The organism is Mesorhizobium sp. NFR06 (genome assembly GCF_900115245.1).
Classification (GTDB): domain Bacteria; phylum Pseudomonadota; class Alphaproteobacteria; order Rhizobiales; family Rhizobiaceae; genus Mesorhizobium.
The window spans coordinates 39,609-56,703 of record NZ_FOVT01000023.1; the positions used below are offsets into that span (position 1 = coordinate 39,609).

23 protein-coding genes are annotated in these 17,095 nt (G+C 61.5%); 9 read left to right on the forward strand and 14 right to left on the reverse strand.

Annotated features, from left to right (window positions below; all coding sequences use genetic code 11):
- Positions 1 to 45: 45 nt before the first annotated feature.
- Complete coding sequence (locus tag F3H96_RS27735) at positions 46 to 924, reverse strand: RNA ligase family protein (protein WP_149804841.1); 879 nt, start codon at positions 922 to 924, stop codon at positions 46 to 48.
- A 121-nt stretch (positions 925 to 1,045) separates the two neighbouring features.
- Here F3H96_RS27735 and F3H96_RS27740 point away from each other — a divergent pair, with 121 nt between their 5' ends.
- Together F3H96_RS27740 and F3H96_RS27745 are read left to right on the forward strand one after the other, a co-directional pair.
- The gene (locus tag F3H96_RS27740; RefSeq protein ID WP_127299312.1) at positions 1,046 to 1,231 is read left to right on the forward strand and encodes a DUF3606 domain-containing protein; all 186 of its coding nucleotides are present in this window, start codon (positions 1,046 to 1,048) and stop codon (positions 1,229 to 1,231) included.
- Positions 1,228 to 1,410, forward strand: coding sequence for a hypothetical protein (locus F3H96_RS27745; protein ID WP_149804842.1), 183 nt, complete (start codon positions 1,228 to 1,230; stop codon positions 1,408 to 1,410). The genes F3H96_RS27740 and F3H96_RS27745 overlap by 4 nt, the downstream gene beginning before the upstream one ends.
- Before the next feature lie 447 nt (positions 1,411 to 1,857).
- On the opposite strand, the gene F3H96_RS30755 is transcribed toward F3H96_RS27745, so the two are convergent.
- The 5 genes from F3H96_RS30755 to F3H96_RS27765 all read right to left on the reverse strand — a co-directional run bounded on the left by F3H96_RS30755 (position 1,858) and on the right by F3H96_RS27765 (position 6,661).
- Positions 1,858 to 2,022, reverse strand: a complete 165-nt coding sequence (locus F3H96_RS30755) for a hypothetical protein (protein ID WP_188131558.1) — start codon at positions 2,020 to 2,022, stop codon at positions 1,858 to 1,860.
- A gap of 29 nt (positions 2,023 to 2,051) precedes the next feature.
- A complete protein-coding gene (locus tag F3H96_RS27750) occupies positions 2,052 to 2,969 on the reverse strand; it encodes a hypothetical protein (protein WP_149804843.1) in 918 nt (305 codons plus the stop codon).
- Between the two features lie 853 nt (positions 2,970 to 3,822).
- Positions 3,823 to 4,299 (reverse strand): hypothetical protein, encoded by a 477-nt coding sequence (locus F3H96_RS27755; RefSeq protein ID WP_149804844.1) that lies wholly within the window; start codon positions 4,297 to 4,299, stop codon positions 3,823 to 3,825.
- Positions 4,300 to 5,417: 1,118 nt separating this feature from the next.
- Positions 5,418 to 5,891, reverse strand: a complete 474-nt coding sequence (locus F3H96_RS27760; RefSeq protein WP_149804845.1) for a hypothetical protein — start codon at positions 5,889 to 5,891, stop codon at positions 5,418 to 5,420.
- 221 nt (positions 5,892 to 6,112) lie between these two features.
- Complete coding sequence (locus F3H96_RS27765; protein WP_149804846.1) at positions 6,113 to 6,661, reverse strand: recombinase family protein; 549 nt, start codon at positions 6,659 to 6,661, stop codon at positions 6,113 to 6,115.
- Between the two features lie 185 nt (positions 6,662 to 6,846).
- Between F3H96_RS27765 and F3H96_RS27770 the strand changes: the two genes are divergently transcribed.
- Positions 6,847 to 7,041: a hypothetical protein gene (locus tag F3H96_RS27770; protein WP_149804847.1), complete on the forward strand. Its 195-nt coding sequence runs from the start codon at positions 6,847 to 6,849 to the stop codon at positions 7,039 to 7,041.
- 329 nt (positions 7,042 to 7,370) lie between these two features.
- Here the strand turns inward: F3H96_RS27770 and F3H96_RS27775 are convergent, their stop codons facing one another.
- Positions 7,371 to 7,793, reverse strand: coding sequence for a hypothetical protein (locus tag F3H96_RS27775; protein ID WP_149804848.1), 423 nt, complete (start codon positions 7,791 to 7,793; stop codon positions 7,371 to 7,373).
- 817 nt (positions 7,794 to 8,610) lie between these two features.
- On the opposite strand from F3H96_RS27775, the gene F3H96_RS27780 reads away from it, so the two are divergent.
- Positions 8,611 to 9,129 (forward strand): hypothetical protein, encoded by a 519-nt coding sequence (locus F3H96_RS27780; protein WP_149804849.1) that lies wholly within the window; start codon positions 8,611 to 8,613, stop codon positions 9,127 to 9,129.
- Positions 9,130 to 9,386: 257 nt separating this feature from the next.
- Positions 9,387 to 10,220 (forward strand): alpha/beta hydrolase, encoded by an 834-nt coding sequence (locus F3H96_RS27785; RefSeq protein ID WP_210248182.1) that lies wholly within the window; start codon positions 9,387 to 9,389, stop codon positions 10,218 to 10,220.
- A 65-nt stretch (positions 10,221 to 10,285) separates the two neighbouring features.
- Here the strand turns inward: F3H96_RS27785 and F3H96_RS27790 are convergent, their stop codons facing one another.
- From F3H96_RS27790 to F3H96_RS27815, 7 genes are all read right to left on the reverse strand, one after another.
- The gene (locus F3H96_RS27790; RefSeq protein ID WP_149804850.1) at positions 10,286 to 10,579 is read right to left on the reverse strand and encodes an NAD(P)H-dependent oxidoreductase; all 294 of its coding nucleotides are present in this window, start codon (positions 10,577 to 10,579) and stop codon (positions 10,286 to 10,288) included.
- Positions 10,580 to 10,606: 27 nt separating this feature from the next.
- A complete protein-coding gene (locus F3H96_RS27795) occupies positions 10,607 to 11,083 on the reverse strand; it encodes a DoxX family protein (protein WP_149804851.1) in 477 nt (158 codons plus the stop codon).
- Positions 11,084 to 11,094: 11 nt separating this feature from the next.
- Positions 11,095 to 11,562 carry a hypothetical protein gene (locus tag F3H96_RS31365; protein ID WP_244620175.1) on the reverse strand — a complete coding sequence of 156 codons (468 nt, stop codon included), beginning with the start codon at positions 11,560 to 11,562 and terminating at the stop codon, positions 11,095 to 11,097.
- A gap of 67 nt (positions 11,563 to 11,629) precedes the next feature.
- Positions 11,630 to 11,875: a putative DNA-binding domain-containing protein gene (locus F3H96_RS31370; RefSeq protein WP_244620176.1), complete on the reverse strand. Its 246-nt coding sequence runs from the start codon at positions 11,873 to 11,875 to the stop codon at positions 11,630 to 11,632.
- Entirely contained in the window at positions 11,862 to 12,887 is a 1,026-nt protein-coding gene (locus F3H96_RS27805) for a DUF692 domain-containing protein (RefSeq protein WP_149804886.1), read from the reverse strand. Before F3H96_RS27805 ends, F3H96_RS31370 begins: the two co-directional genes overlap by 14 nt.
- A gap of 43 nt (positions 12,888 to 12,930) precedes the next feature.
- Complete coding sequence (locus tag F3H96_RS27810; RefSeq protein WP_149804852.1) at positions 12,931 to 13,200, reverse strand: DUF2282 domain-containing protein; 270 nt, start codon at positions 13,198 to 13,200, stop codon at positions 12,931 to 12,933.
- 233 nt (positions 13,201 to 13,433) lie between these two features.
- On the reverse strand, positions 13,434 to 14,294 hold the full coding sequence (locus F3H96_RS27815) for a hypothetical protein (protein ID WP_149804853.1): 861 nt from the start codon (positions 14,292 to 14,294) through the stop codon (positions 13,434 to 13,436).
- Between the two features lie 230 nt (positions 14,295 to 14,524).
- Between F3H96_RS27815 and F3H96_RS27820 the strand changes: the two genes are divergently transcribed.
- The 4 genes from F3H96_RS27820 (at position 14,525) to F3H96_RS27835 (ending at position 17,038) form a co-directional block, all read left to right on the forward strand.
- Entirely contained in the window at positions 14,525 to 14,794 is a 270-nt protein-coding gene (locus tag F3H96_RS27820; protein WP_188131562.1) for a hypothetical protein, read from the forward strand.
- A 192-nt stretch (positions 14,795 to 14,986) separates the two neighbouring features.
- Positions 14,987 to 15,262: a hypothetical protein gene (locus F3H96_RS27825; RefSeq protein ID WP_149804855.1), complete on the forward strand. Its 276-nt coding sequence runs from the start codon at positions 14,987 to 14,989 to the stop codon at positions 15,260 to 15,262.
- A gap of 171 nt (positions 15,263 to 15,433) precedes the next feature.
- A complete protein-coding gene (locus F3H96_RS27830; protein WP_149804856.1) occupies positions 15,434 to 16,348 on the forward strand; it encodes a LysR family transcriptional regulator in 915 nt (304 codons plus the stop codon).
- A gap of 189 nt (positions 16,349 to 16,537) precedes the next feature.
- Complete coding sequence (locus F3H96_RS27835; protein WP_126087699.1) at positions 16,538 to 17,038, forward strand: cupin; 501 nt, start codon at positions 16,538 to 16,540, stop codon at positions 17,036 to 17,038.
- Positions 17,039 to 17,095: the final 57 nt, after the last annotated feature.

Sequence of the window (17,095 nt, forward strand, 5' to 3'; positions counted from 1 at the left end):
CCATACAACCGGCCGACGCAAGGCGCTGTAGCATACAAGCAACAGTTAATGCTCCTCGCGAAAGTCCTTCAGCGACGCGTGGCGTAGCTTTTCCTCTCCCTTGAGGAATTTCACCCGCCCCACCAAGCCCGGCTTGAGCCATTCAGCCTTCTCTTTGGCGAGCCCTTTCGGCGGCGGTGCGCCGGCTTTGCCTTGGACGCGATCCCATAGCGCCTGCCGCTTGTCGGCTTTGAAGGTGACGAACGCGCCGCCCATGTAGCGGCCCTTGTCAGCCATGAGAACCATGGCCGGCTTTCCGGTCTCCCGCTTCACGCCGATGATCTCCATCTCCTTCTCGACGTAGCACTTGATCTTGCGCCAGTTCATGGTCGAGCCGCTGCGGTAGAGGCTGTCAAGGCGCTTCGACACAATGCCCTCAAGGCCGGCCTCGCAGGCGAGATGGTAGACTGCCTCACCAGTGCCAGGCAGCGCCTCGCTGAACTGGATGCGGCCGCCGGCTGGGATCACCGCTTGCAAGATTTCGCGCCTGTCCCTGAACGGCATGTCGCGCAGATCGTGGCTGTTGAGGTGCAGAAGGTCGAAAGCCACGAGGTAGAGGTCTCGGGGGCGCTTGGTGATGGCGGAGCGCAGCGCGTGGAAGTCCGACAGTCCCGCCTCATTGGTGACGATTGTCTCGCCCTCAATGATGAAGCTCTCCGCGTCTATCGCCTTCGCCTCGTCGGCAAGCGGCTTGTACTTGGCCGTCCAGTCAAAGCCGTTCTTGGTGTAGAAGCGGATGCCGTCAGCGTCCTTGATCACTTGGGTCCGGTAGCCGTCGAACTTTACCTCATGGCCCCATTCGCCACCCTTCGGCGGCTGTTCGACCAGCTCGGGCTCCATAGGGCGGATGAACGATAGCCGAAGGGGGCCGGCAGGCTTACGCATAGGCACTCCACGCGACACTCGAATTTTATTCAATATCGCACAGCCGTAAGCGTTCCGTTAGCTGGCGCTTATGGAACAATCGAGCTCGGGCGCTGTTCTCTTTTCCCAAGGAGGAACGAGCATGGCAGACGACAAGAGCAAGCGCGGGGGCCGCGACCGGGACAGGGTGTCGGCGGAAGAGGACTACGAAGTCCGGCACTTCGCCAACAAGGTGGGCCTGACCGTTCAACAGGTCCGCGACTTGATCAAGCAGCATGGCAACGACCGCAAGACGCTGGAACGCGAAGCCGACAAGCTTAGAGGATGACCAAGCTTTCGGATCTTGGGCCGCCCATCGAAGGCAGGCGGCATGGTGGCGAGACGTCGAAGGAAGATGACCACTTCTACGCCTGTCCCGCGTGCGGCCAGACGGTCGACAAGCGCGATCTGCGGCAAGTGATCTGGCATGAACGGCCGGGACACAAGCAGCTCGAAATGGATGCGTGAGGATGCCGAGAGGCACCATACAGGCCCTAGTCTGTGTCCGGTCGGGGTAATTTAGCGGCTTCGTGTGATTTTTCGAGGGGGCGGGAGGCAGAAAGAACCGCCAGACATCAAGCGCCACCTCGATTGCCCCGACCGGACAGGATCATGCACTTAGGTCGGGATAGCTGCCACGGACTTCAGCAGCGTGTTTCTCTGCCGGGGTCATCGGGGCCGCCGTTGGTGCTTGTGCATCCCTTGGAGGTGCATCGTGCACACCCTCGGCGTCGGCCCCCGTGGCGGCACCCGGGTTAAACAGACGGTGGGTGGCGAAGTGAAGGCGCTCGCTTGTGCCCGGTCGGGTCACGATCCAGCCCCCTTTCCCATCGCTGGCGACACGGTAGAGGTGGGCCGTGCGGGAGCGCAGGACATATGCCTGCCACTCCCGGAGCGAAGCGTGTTGACGCGGTGTCATCGCTTCTCGGTGGAAGCCACCATGGCGGCATACGCGGCGGCCTCTCGTGCGCGTGTTTCCGCGTGTTCGGCCTGCCGTTCCCTCTTGCTGGTCGAGGGGGCGAGCATGTGGACGGCGCTCGCGATGTTGGCAGCGGCCGTGATCTTGTGTTCTGTGGTCATGGGTGATCCTTGGTGTTGTGAGCTTGGCATTAGCTGACGCGGACGATGCCGGCGCGGATAGCGGAGCCGAAGGACATGGCCTGTCGGCCCGGAACCTTCACCATCCACTCCCTACGCTCCTCGTTGAAGGACAGAGCCTTGCGCTCGGCTGCGGGCATGTCAGCGATGAGAGCCTCGAAGCCCTGCGGGTTCTGGTAGGGCATCGTTTCCATGCGACCGAGAGCGGTCCTGCCGAGGTGGGCGAGCTTCTCTCGGTCATTGTAAATCGTCGCCATGCGAGCCTCTCGAAGCTCGTTCTCGTTCAGGGTCTCGGTGAGCATGTCCACCGACGCGACCCCGGCGGGGAGACTGCGGAGGACGGCATTGGCTTGGGCGGTGAAGCCCTTGACAATCGCGGACACGGCGTCGTTTGTCACGCCCTGCGGGGTGCTGCCCTCGAAGTCGCCGCTCTCGGCCGCCTGCCAAATGCCGGTCTCTACAGCGTCAGCGCCCAACGCTCCCGCAAGCGTGTCCATCACCATTGCGGCGAGGTCCGTTGCGGCGTCACCTTCAGCGGCACCTTCGGCGGCCTTCTGGTCACCTTCAGCGCCCTTTGCGTCGTCTGCGGCGTTAGCGGAAGTGGCCTGTGCGGTGCCGGCCGGGGTGGCCTTGTTCCCGACAGGCCCATCAAAACCCGGCGGGAGAAGTCCTGCGGCTCGGGCGGCTTCGATGGTGGTCTCAACGCCTCCGATCAGGACGTTGCCGGGGCGGACTTGCCGCTGGGTCTCTACGCTGCGGGAGCCGAGGTCTTTCGTGACAATCCGGCCATCGCCGTGAGTGTCCACCTGGACCTTGCGATTGGTCTGGACTGTGGGAGCGGCGGCTGTTGTGCTGCGGGACTGTGCAGCGGCGGCTTGTGCCTCAAGGGCGGTGTCTGCGGTGATCTGGAAGTCGGCATAGTTTGCCATGGTGGTGTGTCTCTCTTTCTGCTGATTTGGGGTGGTTGAAAAACGGGGTCGTGGAGAGGCGTTCAGTCGAGGACGGTGCATTCCTCGTCCAAGGTGGTCGAAGCCTCTGAAAGGCCGCTACCAGACATGAACGGGACGTATGTCTTGCGCCTTGCCACGCTCGTTTGCGTGTCGACCCAATCCTCCCCCGCCCATGCGGACAGCTTTCGGTCTCGCTTGAAGACTGGAACGCCGTCGCGGACGACATGCATTCGGGTCTCGGGGTGGAAGCCCTCGCGGATAAGAAGGCGGGCAAGTGGGCCTAACGGGTCCTTGGGGGATTTGCGGATGTTGAGGTCTACGACGTGGCTCTTGTGTCGTGCTCCGTATGAACCGAACAGTTCAACGGCGATGGTCGCGGCGTTTCCGCCGTGGGTATGCGTGGAGATACCTTTGCTCCTTTCGAGCTTTGTGATGGATGAGAGTTACGGCCTCGGAAAGATGTCGTGGGCCGTCTTGTAGGAAACTGGGGCCGCAACCCGTGGCCGGTTGTGGACTGTTAGGTGGTCGTAGGTGGGCTCGGGAGAGAACCGCTCGGGGAGATGCGCCAGTGCGGCGTCAAGCACCTCTTGCGTGATCCCTTGGTCTTTGACGTATCCCGAATGCATGAGCGGGATGGCACGTGAGGAGAGGACCTCACGGTGCATGATGAATGAAGCGACCGCGAACCAGCGCCCATGTCCAGCCCGCCGCGCTCGGCGCTGCTGTAGGTTCCAGCCGAAGGCCCTGCGGTCCACTATGACGCGGAAACGAGGGCCTATGGTGGCGACGACGGCGCGGTAGTCGTCCGACCACTCGCATGTTTCCAAGATGCTCATTTCGAGGGCTCCTTATTCTCGACCAAGGCGAGGTCGTGTCGCTTGGTGTGTTTGCCGGTGCCGCCGGTCTCGAGCCGGAGGTTGGTCGTGCGGAGGTCAAGGCGATTGCCGTTGATGTTGCGGACGTACTCTCCCGCCTTCGCGTTCATGATGACCCGGGGAATGGTGACGAGGCTTCCGGCGGCCATCGCCCGCACTGACACTTGCATGTCATCGGTGGCGGTGCCGTCTCTGACCACGACCCAGCAAGCGCCTCTTACACGCTCGGGGAGACGGTCAAACGATCGCTGCTCTATCTTCGCGAACAGCGTTCGGCCGCGCTTACGGTCATTGATCGGGACCAGCACAATCTCGCTGGATACGCCCCACGCACGGTGGTCGTTCGGGGCCTTTCGGTATGTCTCGGGCCGCCCTGGAGTAGGGCCGTGAGTGCTCGGCACGAATGCCTCGTCACCCGTGGTGGTGATGGTCATTGTTACGGGGTCCAAAAAATTGAGTGGAGGGTGAGAGAGCCGTGGAGGCTCGGGGCGGCCGGATGGGGGCCTAGAGGGGTGTTACGGGGGCCGGAAAATAGATACAGACAGACACACTCTCACTTCGCTGCAAAAAGAGACGCAGGACGCCGAACACCTTTCGGCGGGAACAGCATGAGCCTACGCCGTCTCGGGCGGTCTATAGAGACGGAGCCACCGGAGAGGGCGTGAGGTTTGGATGAAGGACGTTGCTGGCGTCCTGCGTCGAGGGAGGCAGAGGAGAGAGAACGAAGGAGGAGCCCCGTTACGGGGAAGAAAACGATAGATGTCGGGCCAGCGTCGGGACGCTCGACCGAACCCTGTCACATCGAACGCTTACAACGTTCAGAGCAACCGGGGAGCATTCCTGAGCGACCTAACACGTTCAGCACACCGTACGGATGACCGTTCCTAATTGGAGGGGTAATTGGCAGGCAGGCTCCAGCCACACTTCAGAACAATGCGAAGGGAGGGCATTCCTGAGTTAGGGGGTAATCGCCGGCGGTGCCATCAAACACGTTCATAACCACGTGAGGGGGGCGAGCATTCCTGAGTGGAGTTGTAATTGGACCGGGCCACCATTCCTAAGTTACGTCGTAATTGGTTTGCCCTCCCTCAAACACGTTCATAGCACGTGAGGGAGACGGGCATTCCTGAAGGAAGGGGTAATTGAACCGGAGCCTCATTCCTAAGGCGGTCCCTAATCGCGAACACGTTCATAGCCACGTCAGGGGGGGGCGGGCATTCCTGAGGTACGTCGTAATTGAACCGGAGGCCCATTCCTAGCGCGGGCCCTAATCACGTAGGACCCCCGCAATCGGAGCCGCCATTCCTAAGGGGAGTTGTAATCGAACCGGGCCGCCATTCCTGAGGGAGCACCTAATCACGTAAGACCCGCGACCGGGTGCGCCATTCCTAGAGAGGGTTGTAATTGAAACGGGGCCGCCATTCCTAAAGGAGCGGGTAATTGGTTTCGTGTCCCGTCAGCCCCAAAAACGGCCGTCAGGGTCGGGACGGTACATTCTACCTCCCGAACCCTCGAAGCCACTGAAACGCCCTAACGGGACACGAAAGAGAGCCTATCGGAGCCGAACCGGCATCGCCTCCCGGCCCCACGTGTCCCGGATGGCCCCTTTGTACTCCTCCTCCGGGATCATGCGGACGAACTGGGTGAGGTAGCTGTCAGCCATGAGGGCGTAGCGGAGAACCTCCGGCGTTCCTTCCCCAGCCACAAGGCTCTCCAATGCCTGCGATATGGCCTCGGCGACTAGGGCGAGAGGTGAGACCGCCGTTAGGTCGTCGCTGTCCTCGACCGCTCCTGCGTCCCGCGATGCCTCCGAGAGCCGCTCAAATTCTGTCAGTGCCTCGTCGGTCCACCCGAGAGGCTCCAGCGTGAATGGGGCGGTGAGGTCCCTGCCGGACCCTACGGCGCGGATGGTGGTCGTAAGGCCGCCCATGGCCCGCGCAAGGTGGACGATTGCTTGCCTGTGGTGGCCATGCCCAGAGGAATTTCCGCTGGGAAGGGAAGGTGCGGTGCTGTTCTGGTCGGTCATGCTGTGGTCCTAGTTGGATGAGACGGTCACGGGATGCCGCACGGCCGGCGATCAATCAATAAGAATAAAATGCCCGCAACCGCGCCAATAATTGAGTTGTCCCGCATACGGGCAAAACAAACTCACCCAGCAATCCAAAGGAGCGTCGGGTGCTTGGTAGAGTGTCCCGCATCCGGGCTGAATTGATACATGGTTATTCTGCGGTCTGGCCCAACGTGTGCTTAGTTCGACAGCACCTTCTGTACCGCCGAGGGCGAGCAGCCTGCCTCTTTGGCAATCTGCCGTACGGAGCGACCCTCGGCCTTCAGGCTGCGAATGAGGTCATGGTCCAGCGTCACGGGCCGCCCGCCAAGAGTACGCCCCTCGGCCTTCGCCTTGGCGATACCTTCCATCTGGCGCTCCTTACGCAGGGCCGTCTCAAACTCTGCAATGCTTGCGAGGATGCCGAAGACCAGCTTCCCGGTGCGGGACGTTGTGTCGAGGGACTGGTCATCCAGCACCTTGAAGCCCACTCCCTTGGCGTTCAGGCCCTCCACGATCTCGTGAAGGTGCGCCGCAGAGCGGGCCAGACGATCAAGCTTGGTGACCAAGAGCGTGTCGCCCTCGTCCCGCAGGTAGTTTAGGCATTCTCTCAACTTCGGTCGGCCCTTGTCGGTGCCGGATTGCTTTTCCTCAAATATCTTGGTGGCCCCGGCGGCCTTCAGCTTCTCAATCTGTGTGGCGAGGTCCTGCCCTGTCGAGCTGACCCGCGCATATCCGACTACCGCCATTGCCGTGCCCTTTCCTCTAAGACCATTAATGCACACCAATTAGTGGACGCATAGTGCACACGTCAAGCGGAATGTGCACCAACGTAAACCTTTGTGGACACTCCCGGGGCCGCGAACTAGCCAGTCGCGGTTGCATGGTCCGGAGCCGATGGCTACTGGTAATAGCACTGGAATCGGAGGGCGAAATGTTCAAGCAGTACATGGAAACGATGGCCGGGTTCGCCCTAATCACAGTGTTCTTAGCGATCGTCGTCGCGCTGTGGAATTATCATCCGCTCGCGGCCGGGGCCCTCGTCGCCGCACTGCTCGTGGGCGGCATGATCTTCGAACGGCGATACGAGAGACGATGGCAGGCCAAGCATGGCCGGGATCGGCCTTGAAACGAACGGTGCGTGCCGCCTAGACCCGGTAGCAACGGGACCCAGCGACGAGCCTAATGTCAACGTTCGTTGTGCCTGACAAATGGCCTCGATGACCCTTGTGCAGGGACCGTGGCTGGAGCGTGGTTGCGGTCGGGACGATGCATTCCACCTCCCACACCCTCGAAGCCACTCCAGCCGCACTAGGAGACACGAATGGGAGGCGTTCCGGTGGCCTAGCCTGGTTCGAAGGTGGCATGAGCGCCGACGGAGGGTGAGGCGCAGGCGGCCGGCGGGGGGTATCGCGCTGCATGAACTGTCGAGTTCGACCCCTCGGATTTTTCTGCTGATTAGGGGGCCGAAATATCGCCCACGACATCGACCAGTTGCTGGCAGACGTCCCTTAGCCGATCAATATTGGCGTCGGTGCGTTCAAGGGCCTGCTCGGCCTCAATCACTTCTTTCTCAAAGCCGGGACTTGGCCGCCCATTGTTGAACTCAAGTGCGCGGTGCATCGCCTTAATGAGCTCCTCCACATGCGCGAGGTCGTCAATAAGCGCATTTGTGAAGTAGGCGTGCTTCCCTTGAGCGAGTTTGAACGACGTAGTCTCCGAGGAAGCCTCGTGCAAGCCAGACACGTCGAATGCCCTACTCGTCCTTTTGAACAACTCTAAAGCAGCTTGGATCGCCAACAAACGACGGTTCAGCCCGTCCTGAAGTACGTCTACCGCCTTCTGTGCCTTTGACCGGAACAGGCGAGAAAAGAGTGCCATCTAGTAGGACCTATGAAAGAAGCCGTGCAATGGGAGCTACGCAAAAGAAGGCGATGACAGGGCTTTCGGGCAGAAACAAATGATCTGTTAACACTATATTTAGTGTTTCCCCACAGGTTAACAACTAGTTAATATGGGATTGCAGCGGGCGGGAGTTTTGCCGACAGCGCCCGCTGCAAATGAAGGAGTTCAACGAAGGAGGCAGATATGCAACCGCCTTAGTCCGACCGCTTCCCGGAGAAACCCGAGTGCAACGGGCCAATCCGGCAGGGGACGCTAGGTCCCCACGGGACCGGGGAATGATCAACCCGGTTCCACCTCGATTTCCGACCATATCATGCGTGAAAATCGAGGGTCAAATGTCAGAGCCAAATCATCTGTTTACAAGCCCTTCGCCGGGGGGAGCCGCGATCCGGTCCTTTAGGATGTTCGAGCGAGAGGGCGTATGATTGACCTACGTAGAGGGCTAGCGGACGCCGCCGGGTCTCGACAAGGTGACGCGCATCTAACGCGACCCAGCAGCGCCAAACCACCGGATGAACGGGGCTTCCCTTCCCGACAACTGGGCTTGAAAAAAGGGCCGTCCCTGCGCACTTTCATAGCGGTTGAAACGGGGGGATACGACTGTGGCGGTCAACAAGCGGGGCACTGCCGCTTCGCGAACCAAGAAAGAGGAGCCTCCACGCGGGCTTTGGGCACAACTCCCGTCGTGGTTTCAAAAGACTGTAGCTCTGTCTGGCTGGACTGCTGCTGCGCTCATTTGGGTTCTGCAAGCGCCTGCAAGTGTGAACTCGTTCTTCACTGAAGCCCCAAGGCTGTGGAGAACGTGTCCACTTGGTGGAACCTCGACAAGAAGTTCACTGGAACTTGGTCCAACGAAGGGAATGTCGATGTCTCGCCAGACGACGTGAGGCTAATGGGGCTCGACGGTGCGCCAATAGCTATTGAACTCCGGGTCTATGGTGGCTCGGTTGATGGGTATGTCATCACCGGCGGGCTCGGGAAGCACTGGCTTCGCAATCAGGCATTGGTTGCGGGCGAGGTGATGGACGGAAAGATCAAAGGCTATGTGTACGATTTCCGAGACGGCCAGCGTGAGAAGATGGCGCTGATCGAGATATCGTATTCTACCGGCACCAACCAAGGTGAGTTTCTCTCCATCAAGACCCTCGACCAGCCGGTCCATTTTCTCCCCGAGGAAGGTCGCGTCTATAGGGTAGAGGAGAAATACATGCCTGCCGTCGAACTGAATATGGACCTCTTCAAAAGGGTAGAGGAGGAAGCAAACAAGGTGACCGAAGAACCCTCCAAGCCAGCGACGATCGCGCCCCAATGACCGGGCCGCATATCCACAGGGGTTCTACACAGAGATTGACGAGCAGGCAAAAAAGTACAATAAAAACAGTCGCGTAAGGTTCAACCGGCCGAGTTCAATCCTCTCTCGCAGCACCAGCCTATCTGTTCGCACTCTTGGACCACTGGCACCATCCGACGGGTATGGTAGTCTGCCGAGCCGCGGCAGTATCTGCCTGTCGAAAGGTCGGCACCTCCAGTGATAGCGATCTCGGCCGGGAGGAGGCGCCTGTGCAAGACTTGCAGATCACGCTGAGCGACGGACGCGTGCTTGCCTACACCGATATCGGCGAGCCGGGCTGGTCGACTGTTCTGTTTTTCCACGGCGCGCCGATGAGCCGCCTGCACCTCGCCTACCTCGAAGAGCAGTTCACCGCGAAAAAGGTTCGGGCCGTCTCGCCCGACCGCCCCGGCTATGGCAGATCGTCATCGTTCCCAGGCCGCTCGCTGACCGACTGGCCCGCCGACGTCGCGGCGCTGGCCGATGCGCTGTCCATCGACCGCTTCATGGTTGCCGGCCATTCCTCGGGTGGCCCCTATGCCGTCGTCTGTACGGCTCTTCTCCCGCGGCGCGTTTCGGCTTTGGCGGTCTTCGGCGGCGTTACCGACATGGGCTGGAGCGATGCCTGGGTCGGCTTCAGCGAAGTCGAAGGCGAGGCGATGCGTCAGGCCGACGAGGCTGCGGCGATCGCATGGTGCACGGAGAAATTTGGCGCGGATGGAAGTCGGTTCGAAGCGGTGTCTGATTTTGTCTTCGCTGAGCCCGATGCTGACCTCTTCGCAGACGAACGTGCCGGCCCGGCGATAGGGGCGGCCGCGGGCGAGGCGTTCCGGCAGGGGGTGATTGGCTACGCGCAGGACACTCTGGTGCAAGGACGGCCCTGGGCCTTCGACATCGGCGCCATCGTTGCGCCGGCCCGGATCATCCATGGCGCCTTGGATACGGCGTTGCCGATAGCCCACAGCGAGCACACCGCTCAGCTGATCCCCGGATCAATGCTCGCGGTGTTGCCAGGGCACGGGCACATGACGACGATCGCCGATCTCCCGACGATTGCGGCGCTCGGCGCCTGACCCGCGACCCACGCCTCGTGCACCTCCTTCACCGCCGTGAAGCGCAGGTCACAGAGGTCACCCAGCTACGCGGCGCTCCGCATAGTGGACCTATCCCAATCGATGCGGTTGTGAAAAGTTCGGAACTCGCGAACATGCCTTCCGCCTGACCCTGGCTTCATGAGCGCGACGAAATCGGGAACTCGTGTGCTCAGACGCGCGACGTTGCGGCGATCTGATACCGGGTTGAAAGCCATGGCGTAGAGGTCGGAGACGACCACCTCGTGTCCAGCCGCAGCCAAGGCCTCTTGAGCCGCGCGGGTCAGGGCACCATTAAAGCTGTCGGGCTCGGGGTGGGCATGGACGATGAAGATGCGCATCGTGCTTCCCCCACCCGAGCGCGACATTTATTTTCCGGATGCCGAACGGGTTCGGTCAGCAACGTAGTCGAGCGAGAAAATGCCAGCGCCGCGTGTGAGCACGAGGAGCAGCAACGAGGCCCACAACAGGTGCTCCGCCCAGTTTTCCGGATAAACGAAGATCTGGATGACGGAGACGACGCCGAGCAGCATCAGGGCTGCAAGGCGCGACAATAGTCCAAAGAAGAGCAGCACCGAGCCGGTGATTTCGGCAGTCGTCGCCAGTGGCGCCGCGATCGACGGATCGATGAACGGCAGGTTGTATTCGTTGGCGAACAGCTGCAGCGTCACCGGCCAGGACGCCAGCTTGCTCTGGGCCGATTGCCAGAAGACATGCGCCACCGCGACACGTGCGGCGAGTTGGACCAGCGAAAACGGAATGTATTCGGGCAGCTTGATGATACGCTTGTAGAGGCCGACAAAGCCGGCCGGGTTGGACGAGGATTGCTCCGATATTGCGGTCATGACTGTCTCCGTCAGTTTGAGGGGGAGTTCGCGGCGACCCGCACGTTGGTGACGAGCCTGTCGCGGAACAGACGCACAAGGGCCGAAACCAGGTCGAAAGCCGGGTCTAGCGCCAAGGCACGGCCAGTGGCATGCTCGAGGCCGAAACCGTGCTTCAGCGAATGCCAAAAGGCGAAGCTCGCGCGGTCGAGCAAAAAAAGCCGCACGTAGTTCCCCGATCGCCACAACGCCACGCGTTCGGGGCGCCTTGTCCAGGTGATGTTTTCGCCGACCGCCGTCTTCTGTTGATGCGCCATCCATACCGACAGGATCGACCAGTGCGATATGATCAGCCGCAGTGAGGGCTGGAGCAGGATATCCGGCGAGAGTCCAAGGTCGGTGCCGTCGAATTCTGTGAGGGTGCGGGGCGGCAGCGAGGCTGTATCGAGCGCCTCCGCAATGGCCCATTCGAGCCGCGCCGTTTCGGCGACGATCGGCATGTCGGACAGCGTGTCGATCGTCTTGAGGAAGCGCGGGAAGCCGGCTCCATAGTGCGAAAGACGCGATTCAACCGGCGCGTCGAATGAACTCGCTTGCCACGTAACGGAAGAACCGTTCATCCACCAGGCGAACGGTAACAGGGAAGACCGCCATCAGCACCGCTGTAAGGGAGCTGCGCGTGTTGTTCTGGTAGATGCGCAGGCGGGCTAGTGGATCGGCCTTGCCGGCGGTCAGCATTTTCGCGGAGACCGTTGGTTCGATGGCAAGCACCGAGCGCGCCATGGTCGTCTGCAGGTATTCAAGCGGCAACATCATATCCTCCTTCCATTTGCGTCAACGCCGCCGGTGTGACCAATCCGGCCTTGGCGGCAGCGAATGCTGCCAGCACTGGCATGCCGGTCCTCACGCTTTCGAAGGGGGTGAGGGGCATGGGCCGGGGCTTGGCTGCCTCGGCTTGTCTCGCAGCCTGCTTGCGGTTGAACATGATCGAAGCGGTAAGCATGTCGGCCCACATGGCTTCGCCAAGGAGCACATCGAGAACCGGAACGTCGGTATCCCATTCGATCAGGGTGGGACGCGGTCCTAGCCGGCCTATGGCGTGTTGATAGAGCGCCCAGACGACCGGCGGAACCCGTGAACCATGGTCGTCGATAAGCACAGTGTCGGCCCCGACCTGGTTGGTCGCATGACCTGCAAGATGGATCTCGCCGATCGCGCCCGCAGGCAGCGCATCGATGAAGGCCTTTGCATCGTATTGCAGGTTGTGCGCCGAGACTTGAACGTTGTTGACGTCCAGCAGCAGTCCGCAGCCGGTCTGCAGCACGAGCTCGGCCAGGAACTCAGCCTCGTTCATCGAGGAGTCCGCAAACGCGACATAGGCAGACAGATTTTCGATCAGCACCTGCCGCTTCAACGTTTCCTGGACGGTATCGACGTTGCGCGCCACGATCGCCAGCGCCCCTTCGTCATAGCGCAGCGGCAACAGATCGTTGAGGTAGGCGCCGTCGGCGACGCTCCAGGCAAGGTGCTCGGAAACGAGATCGGGCTGGAAGCGCTCACAGACCCCGCGCAGTCGCGCCAGATGATCGCGATCCAAACCTCGCGCGCTGCCCAGCGACAAGCCGACGCCATGCACTGAAAGCGGGTAAATCTCGCGGAGTCTTTCCAGCGCCTCGACGCCGGCGCCGTCTCCCATGTAGTTCTCCGCATGGATCTCGAGCCAGCCGGCGGAGGGCCGTCGCGTCAGCATTTCGCTGATGTGAGGCGAGCGAAGACCGATGCCCGCTGATGCGGGGATCGCGAGGGGCGGAAACGCACGGGACATCGGTCTGCTCCTTTGTAGGGGGTTGGCTCCAAGTCTGGATCGTTCAGGCTTTCGGCTTGTCGCTGCCACCGGCGAACTTCGCGCAGCTGCCGGCGGGCACGTAGACCCAGGAATCCGGCTGGTTGTCGGCGGTGGCGGTGCCGGCGCAGGAATGGGTCGCAGTCTGGCAGTCGTTCTGGCCGGCCTTGACGACGCCGTAGCACTTCTCGAAGGCGAAGCTGGGCTTGGCGGCGGGGCCGCTATAGGCGGCCGTTGCGGCGAGCGACGTGGCGGCCGCGAGGGCCGATCCGATCAGGGTCTTGGTGTTGATCACGGTCGTGTCTCCTGGTTGTGTTTCGAGAGGAAAGACCGGCCTTGCGGCCTGTCTGCTAGCAGTGTCCCCGATCGGGAGGCCGAGCTGAAATGCTGTCTCGGCATGGATTTGATACGCGGTCACTATGTTGAAGAACCTCGCGCAAAAAAGCCCTCCGACGGCGAGGCCGGAGGGCTTGGCGCCTGCATTCGGGAGTATGCGAAGCAGGCGCGGCTAGGCGGGAGGGAAGGCGCCTAGATGTATCGTCTTTCGCAGTCGATGGCTGGGCGGTCTTTCACGTCGAGGAGGCCGGCCAGAAGCCAGTCCCCCGCTCTTTGCCGTCCCCGGTCACGCATGTCGGTCAGTTCGCCCCAGTCGATCCAGGGCCTCAGCAGCAGCGATGCGCCGGCTCGACGCTGAACGTCATAGATGGTGTGAACCTGCGTGCACGTCATCGCGCAATCGGTGCCGGGTTGGCGGTCGGCGCATGATGCCTGGCGCGTCGGCGGTTGGCCGGCGATAATCAGCCGGTGGCAGGCTTCGGCAGACGGCGCCGGGGTCAATGCCGAAACATCACCGTCGCCCCAGTAGGAATCTCCGTCTATCTCTACGCCCGGAAACAGGAACGGGACGGCGGCCGCCGCCACGATCGCACTGATCGACAACTGGTCACCCGTGAAAGTCTTCAAAGCGTCGGTGCGGGCGTTGACAGCCAGGATGCAGAGTTTCACCGGGCAGCGTCCGTTGCGGATCTGCTCGATGTCGATCGACTGTTCCAGTATCGATCGAAGCAGGTCGGTTCTGTCGGCCGCGAGCATCGAGGCGTGGCTGATGCGCCGCCAGAAATTGGCGACCGCCGTCCGCGCGCCGCGCCTGCCGCCCAGGCCGAGGCCGTAGACAAGGACCGCCGCTTCCACCCCCACGAAACCGGACGCCGTAATGGTGCCGAATGCAAAGCCCGGCTCATCCAGCAGGCGATCGAGCACGCCCCAGGCGAACGCGCCGTGCACGTCGCTTGCCAGGACGACGTCGACAGGCTGGCGTTCTTCCAGCCCGGGGCTCGCGCCGGAAATGACGGCTTGCTGGGTTCTGACCCTGGTGGCCTGGACATGCATGGCTTGGTCTCCATCCCAAAATCGCCGGCAGGGGCGATTGACGGAGAGACTGCCGCACCTTTCTCAGCGGGCGAAATGCCAAGGTGGCATGAAGTCCATAGGCAGATGGCATTGGCGGCCGTTCCTCGCGCGCAGCAAGCTTGGTGCGATCGGCCGGAGCGACGCGGCGTTGCTTCGCCGCGGCGGCCGCGACGGCGTCCGGTCACCATTGAGAGGAGCGTGTCGTGAGAATGCGAACTGTCTGCCTGGGCGCCCTTGCCGTTGGTCTTCTTGCAGGGGTGGCTTCCGCCGACCCCTTCAGCGACCTGGCGGCGTTGCCGACATTCTATACGGACGCCGGCATGAAGACGATGAAGACGATGGCCGGGTTCAAGAGGGCCTGGCATGCCATTCCGAAACACGATCGCACCAAGATGACCAAGGCGTGCAACGACCCGGCAATGAGCAAGCCTCATGCCGCATTCTGCGCCAACGTGCTGGCCTTGGGCGGCGCCAATTAGCTGCTGCCGCCAATGCATCTATGGGGATGCAGAGCCGGCATGAATTCCAATCGCAGAGGGCATTGGCGGATGGGCCGTCGGATAAAGCAAAGTCCATCTCGGCGGGCAGGAACAACAGAGTTCCAAAATGCTGCCGATCATCAGAGCGATCGTAAATGGGACGATTGCACAATTCCAGAGAAGGACCCCATCATGATTATCAAAACTATCTGCGTCGGCGCCTTTGCACTTTCCATGCTCGGCGGCGTCGCATTCGCCGGCGCGCTCGACGAACCGTCCAACATGCAGCCCTTCTTCACCGATTCCGGCATGAAGACCATGAAGTCGAGCGCGGATTTCGAGACCGCGTGGAAAGCCATGCCGAAGACGACCCAGGATGCGATGATGAAGGAATGCAACGACGCAGCCATGAGCAAGCCGCATGCTCAGTTCTGTGCCCAGCTCTTCGCGCTCGGCCATCACAGCTGACACTTCCGGACGCAGACCAACAGCCGGACGCTTCGATGGCGGGCCCCCGGCCCGCCATCTGTGCCATGACGAAACGCTATCGACTTAATAGCCCCCCTGCATTGGCGTGATGGAATACTTTGCGGCACGGTTCGAACCAGACGGCATCTCTGCAACTGAGGGACGACCCGCATGGACATTCATCACATCCGCTATTTCCTGGCCGTCTGCGAGACACGCAATTTCACGCGCGCCGCTGAAAAGTGCAACGTCACCCAGCCGGCGCTGTCGCGCGCCATCCAGCAGTTGGAAGATGAGGTCGGCGGCCTTTTGTTTCGCCGCGAACGAAACCTGACCCACCTTACCGATCTGGGCGTGCTGCTGCGCCCCCGTTTCCAGCAGATCCTGGACGAGCTGACCGGAGTGCGGCAGGAGGCATCGAGGTTCTTGTGCTTGGAAAACGCCAACCTCAAGGTTGGCGTCATGTGCACCATCGGCCCGCGCCGCTTCACCGGCCTGCTGGCCGATTTCAACCGGCGCCAGCAGGGCATCCAGTTGCAGTTGGTGGAAGGTGTTCCGGCTTCGCTATCGCAACTGCTCGAAGCGGGTGAGATCGACGTCGCCATCATGGCGTCCAGCAACGCTTTTCCGGAACGCTTCGACGTCACTCCGCTCTATCGCGAGCGTTTCGTTCTGGCCTTCCCGAACGGCCATCGCCTCGCCCGCAACGACAATGTCGCCATTTCCGAGCTCGACGGCGAGAACTATCTCAGGCGGCTGAATTGCGAGTATCGCGATCACCTCGCCGGGCTTTGCAACGATCGTGGCGTGAAGCTCAGGATCTCCTACGCCAGCGAGCGCGAAGACTGGATCCAGAACATGGTTTCCGGCGGACTTGGCATTTGCTTCATCCCGGAATTCAGCGCCGTTATCCCGGGGCTGCAAATCAGGCCCGTCATCGAGCCCGAAGTATGGCGGGAGGTCTCGCTGGTCGTCGTGGCGGGCCGCCGGTTCTCGCCGGCGACGTCGACATTCGTGAACAGCGTCAAGGCACACAGCTGGCCGGAAAGCGGCATCGAGCTGCCGGCCAGGCGAACGGCTGCATAGCAAACCGAAGTGAAAGCCAAACGCCACGATCAATTTCGTGGCGGGTAGAGCTGTGCTGGTGCCATGATCTACCATAGTTTTCAGGTATCGATTTCAAAGCGAGTCAGCATTTCTCTTTCCTCGAGGTTCCCGTCACTCTCCTTTCATGCCCCGCCACCGCGATTGGGCACCGACAAAGGAGAAATAGACATGGCTTCCAAGACTATTGCATTGCGGGTGCCGCTGAAGCTGGCGCTGACGCTCGGACTTCTTACAGCGACCGCTGCGTTTTCCGTGGCCCCGGTTTTCGCCGGTGAATGCCCTGCTGGCCAGGCCGCCACCACCGACATCCAGGAGCATCCCAGCAAGCCGGTCGGCGTTACCGACACGGTCCTCGCGGCGATCGATCTGAGCAGTAAAGGCGAAGCCTGGAAAGGCAACATGCTGCGCCTGCGCAAGCTCGTCGTTCAGCCCGGCGGCGTCGTGCCGTGGCACGAGCACAATGTCCGCCCGGCCAACATCATCGTCGTTGAAGGCTCGATTACTGAATATGCCAGCACCTGCAAGGTGGGCATCGAACATCCGGCCGGCGACGTGACGGCCGAGTTCGGCCAGCTCGCCCACTGGTGGAAGAACAACGGCAAGGTTCCGGCGGTGCTTTATTCCGCCGACGTTCTGCCGCCCGCGATGCATGACGATCACATGATGTGAACCGCTCGTCGCGGTGAGCGGATCCCAGCATCGGCAACCAAAAAGCACGTCCTCGGG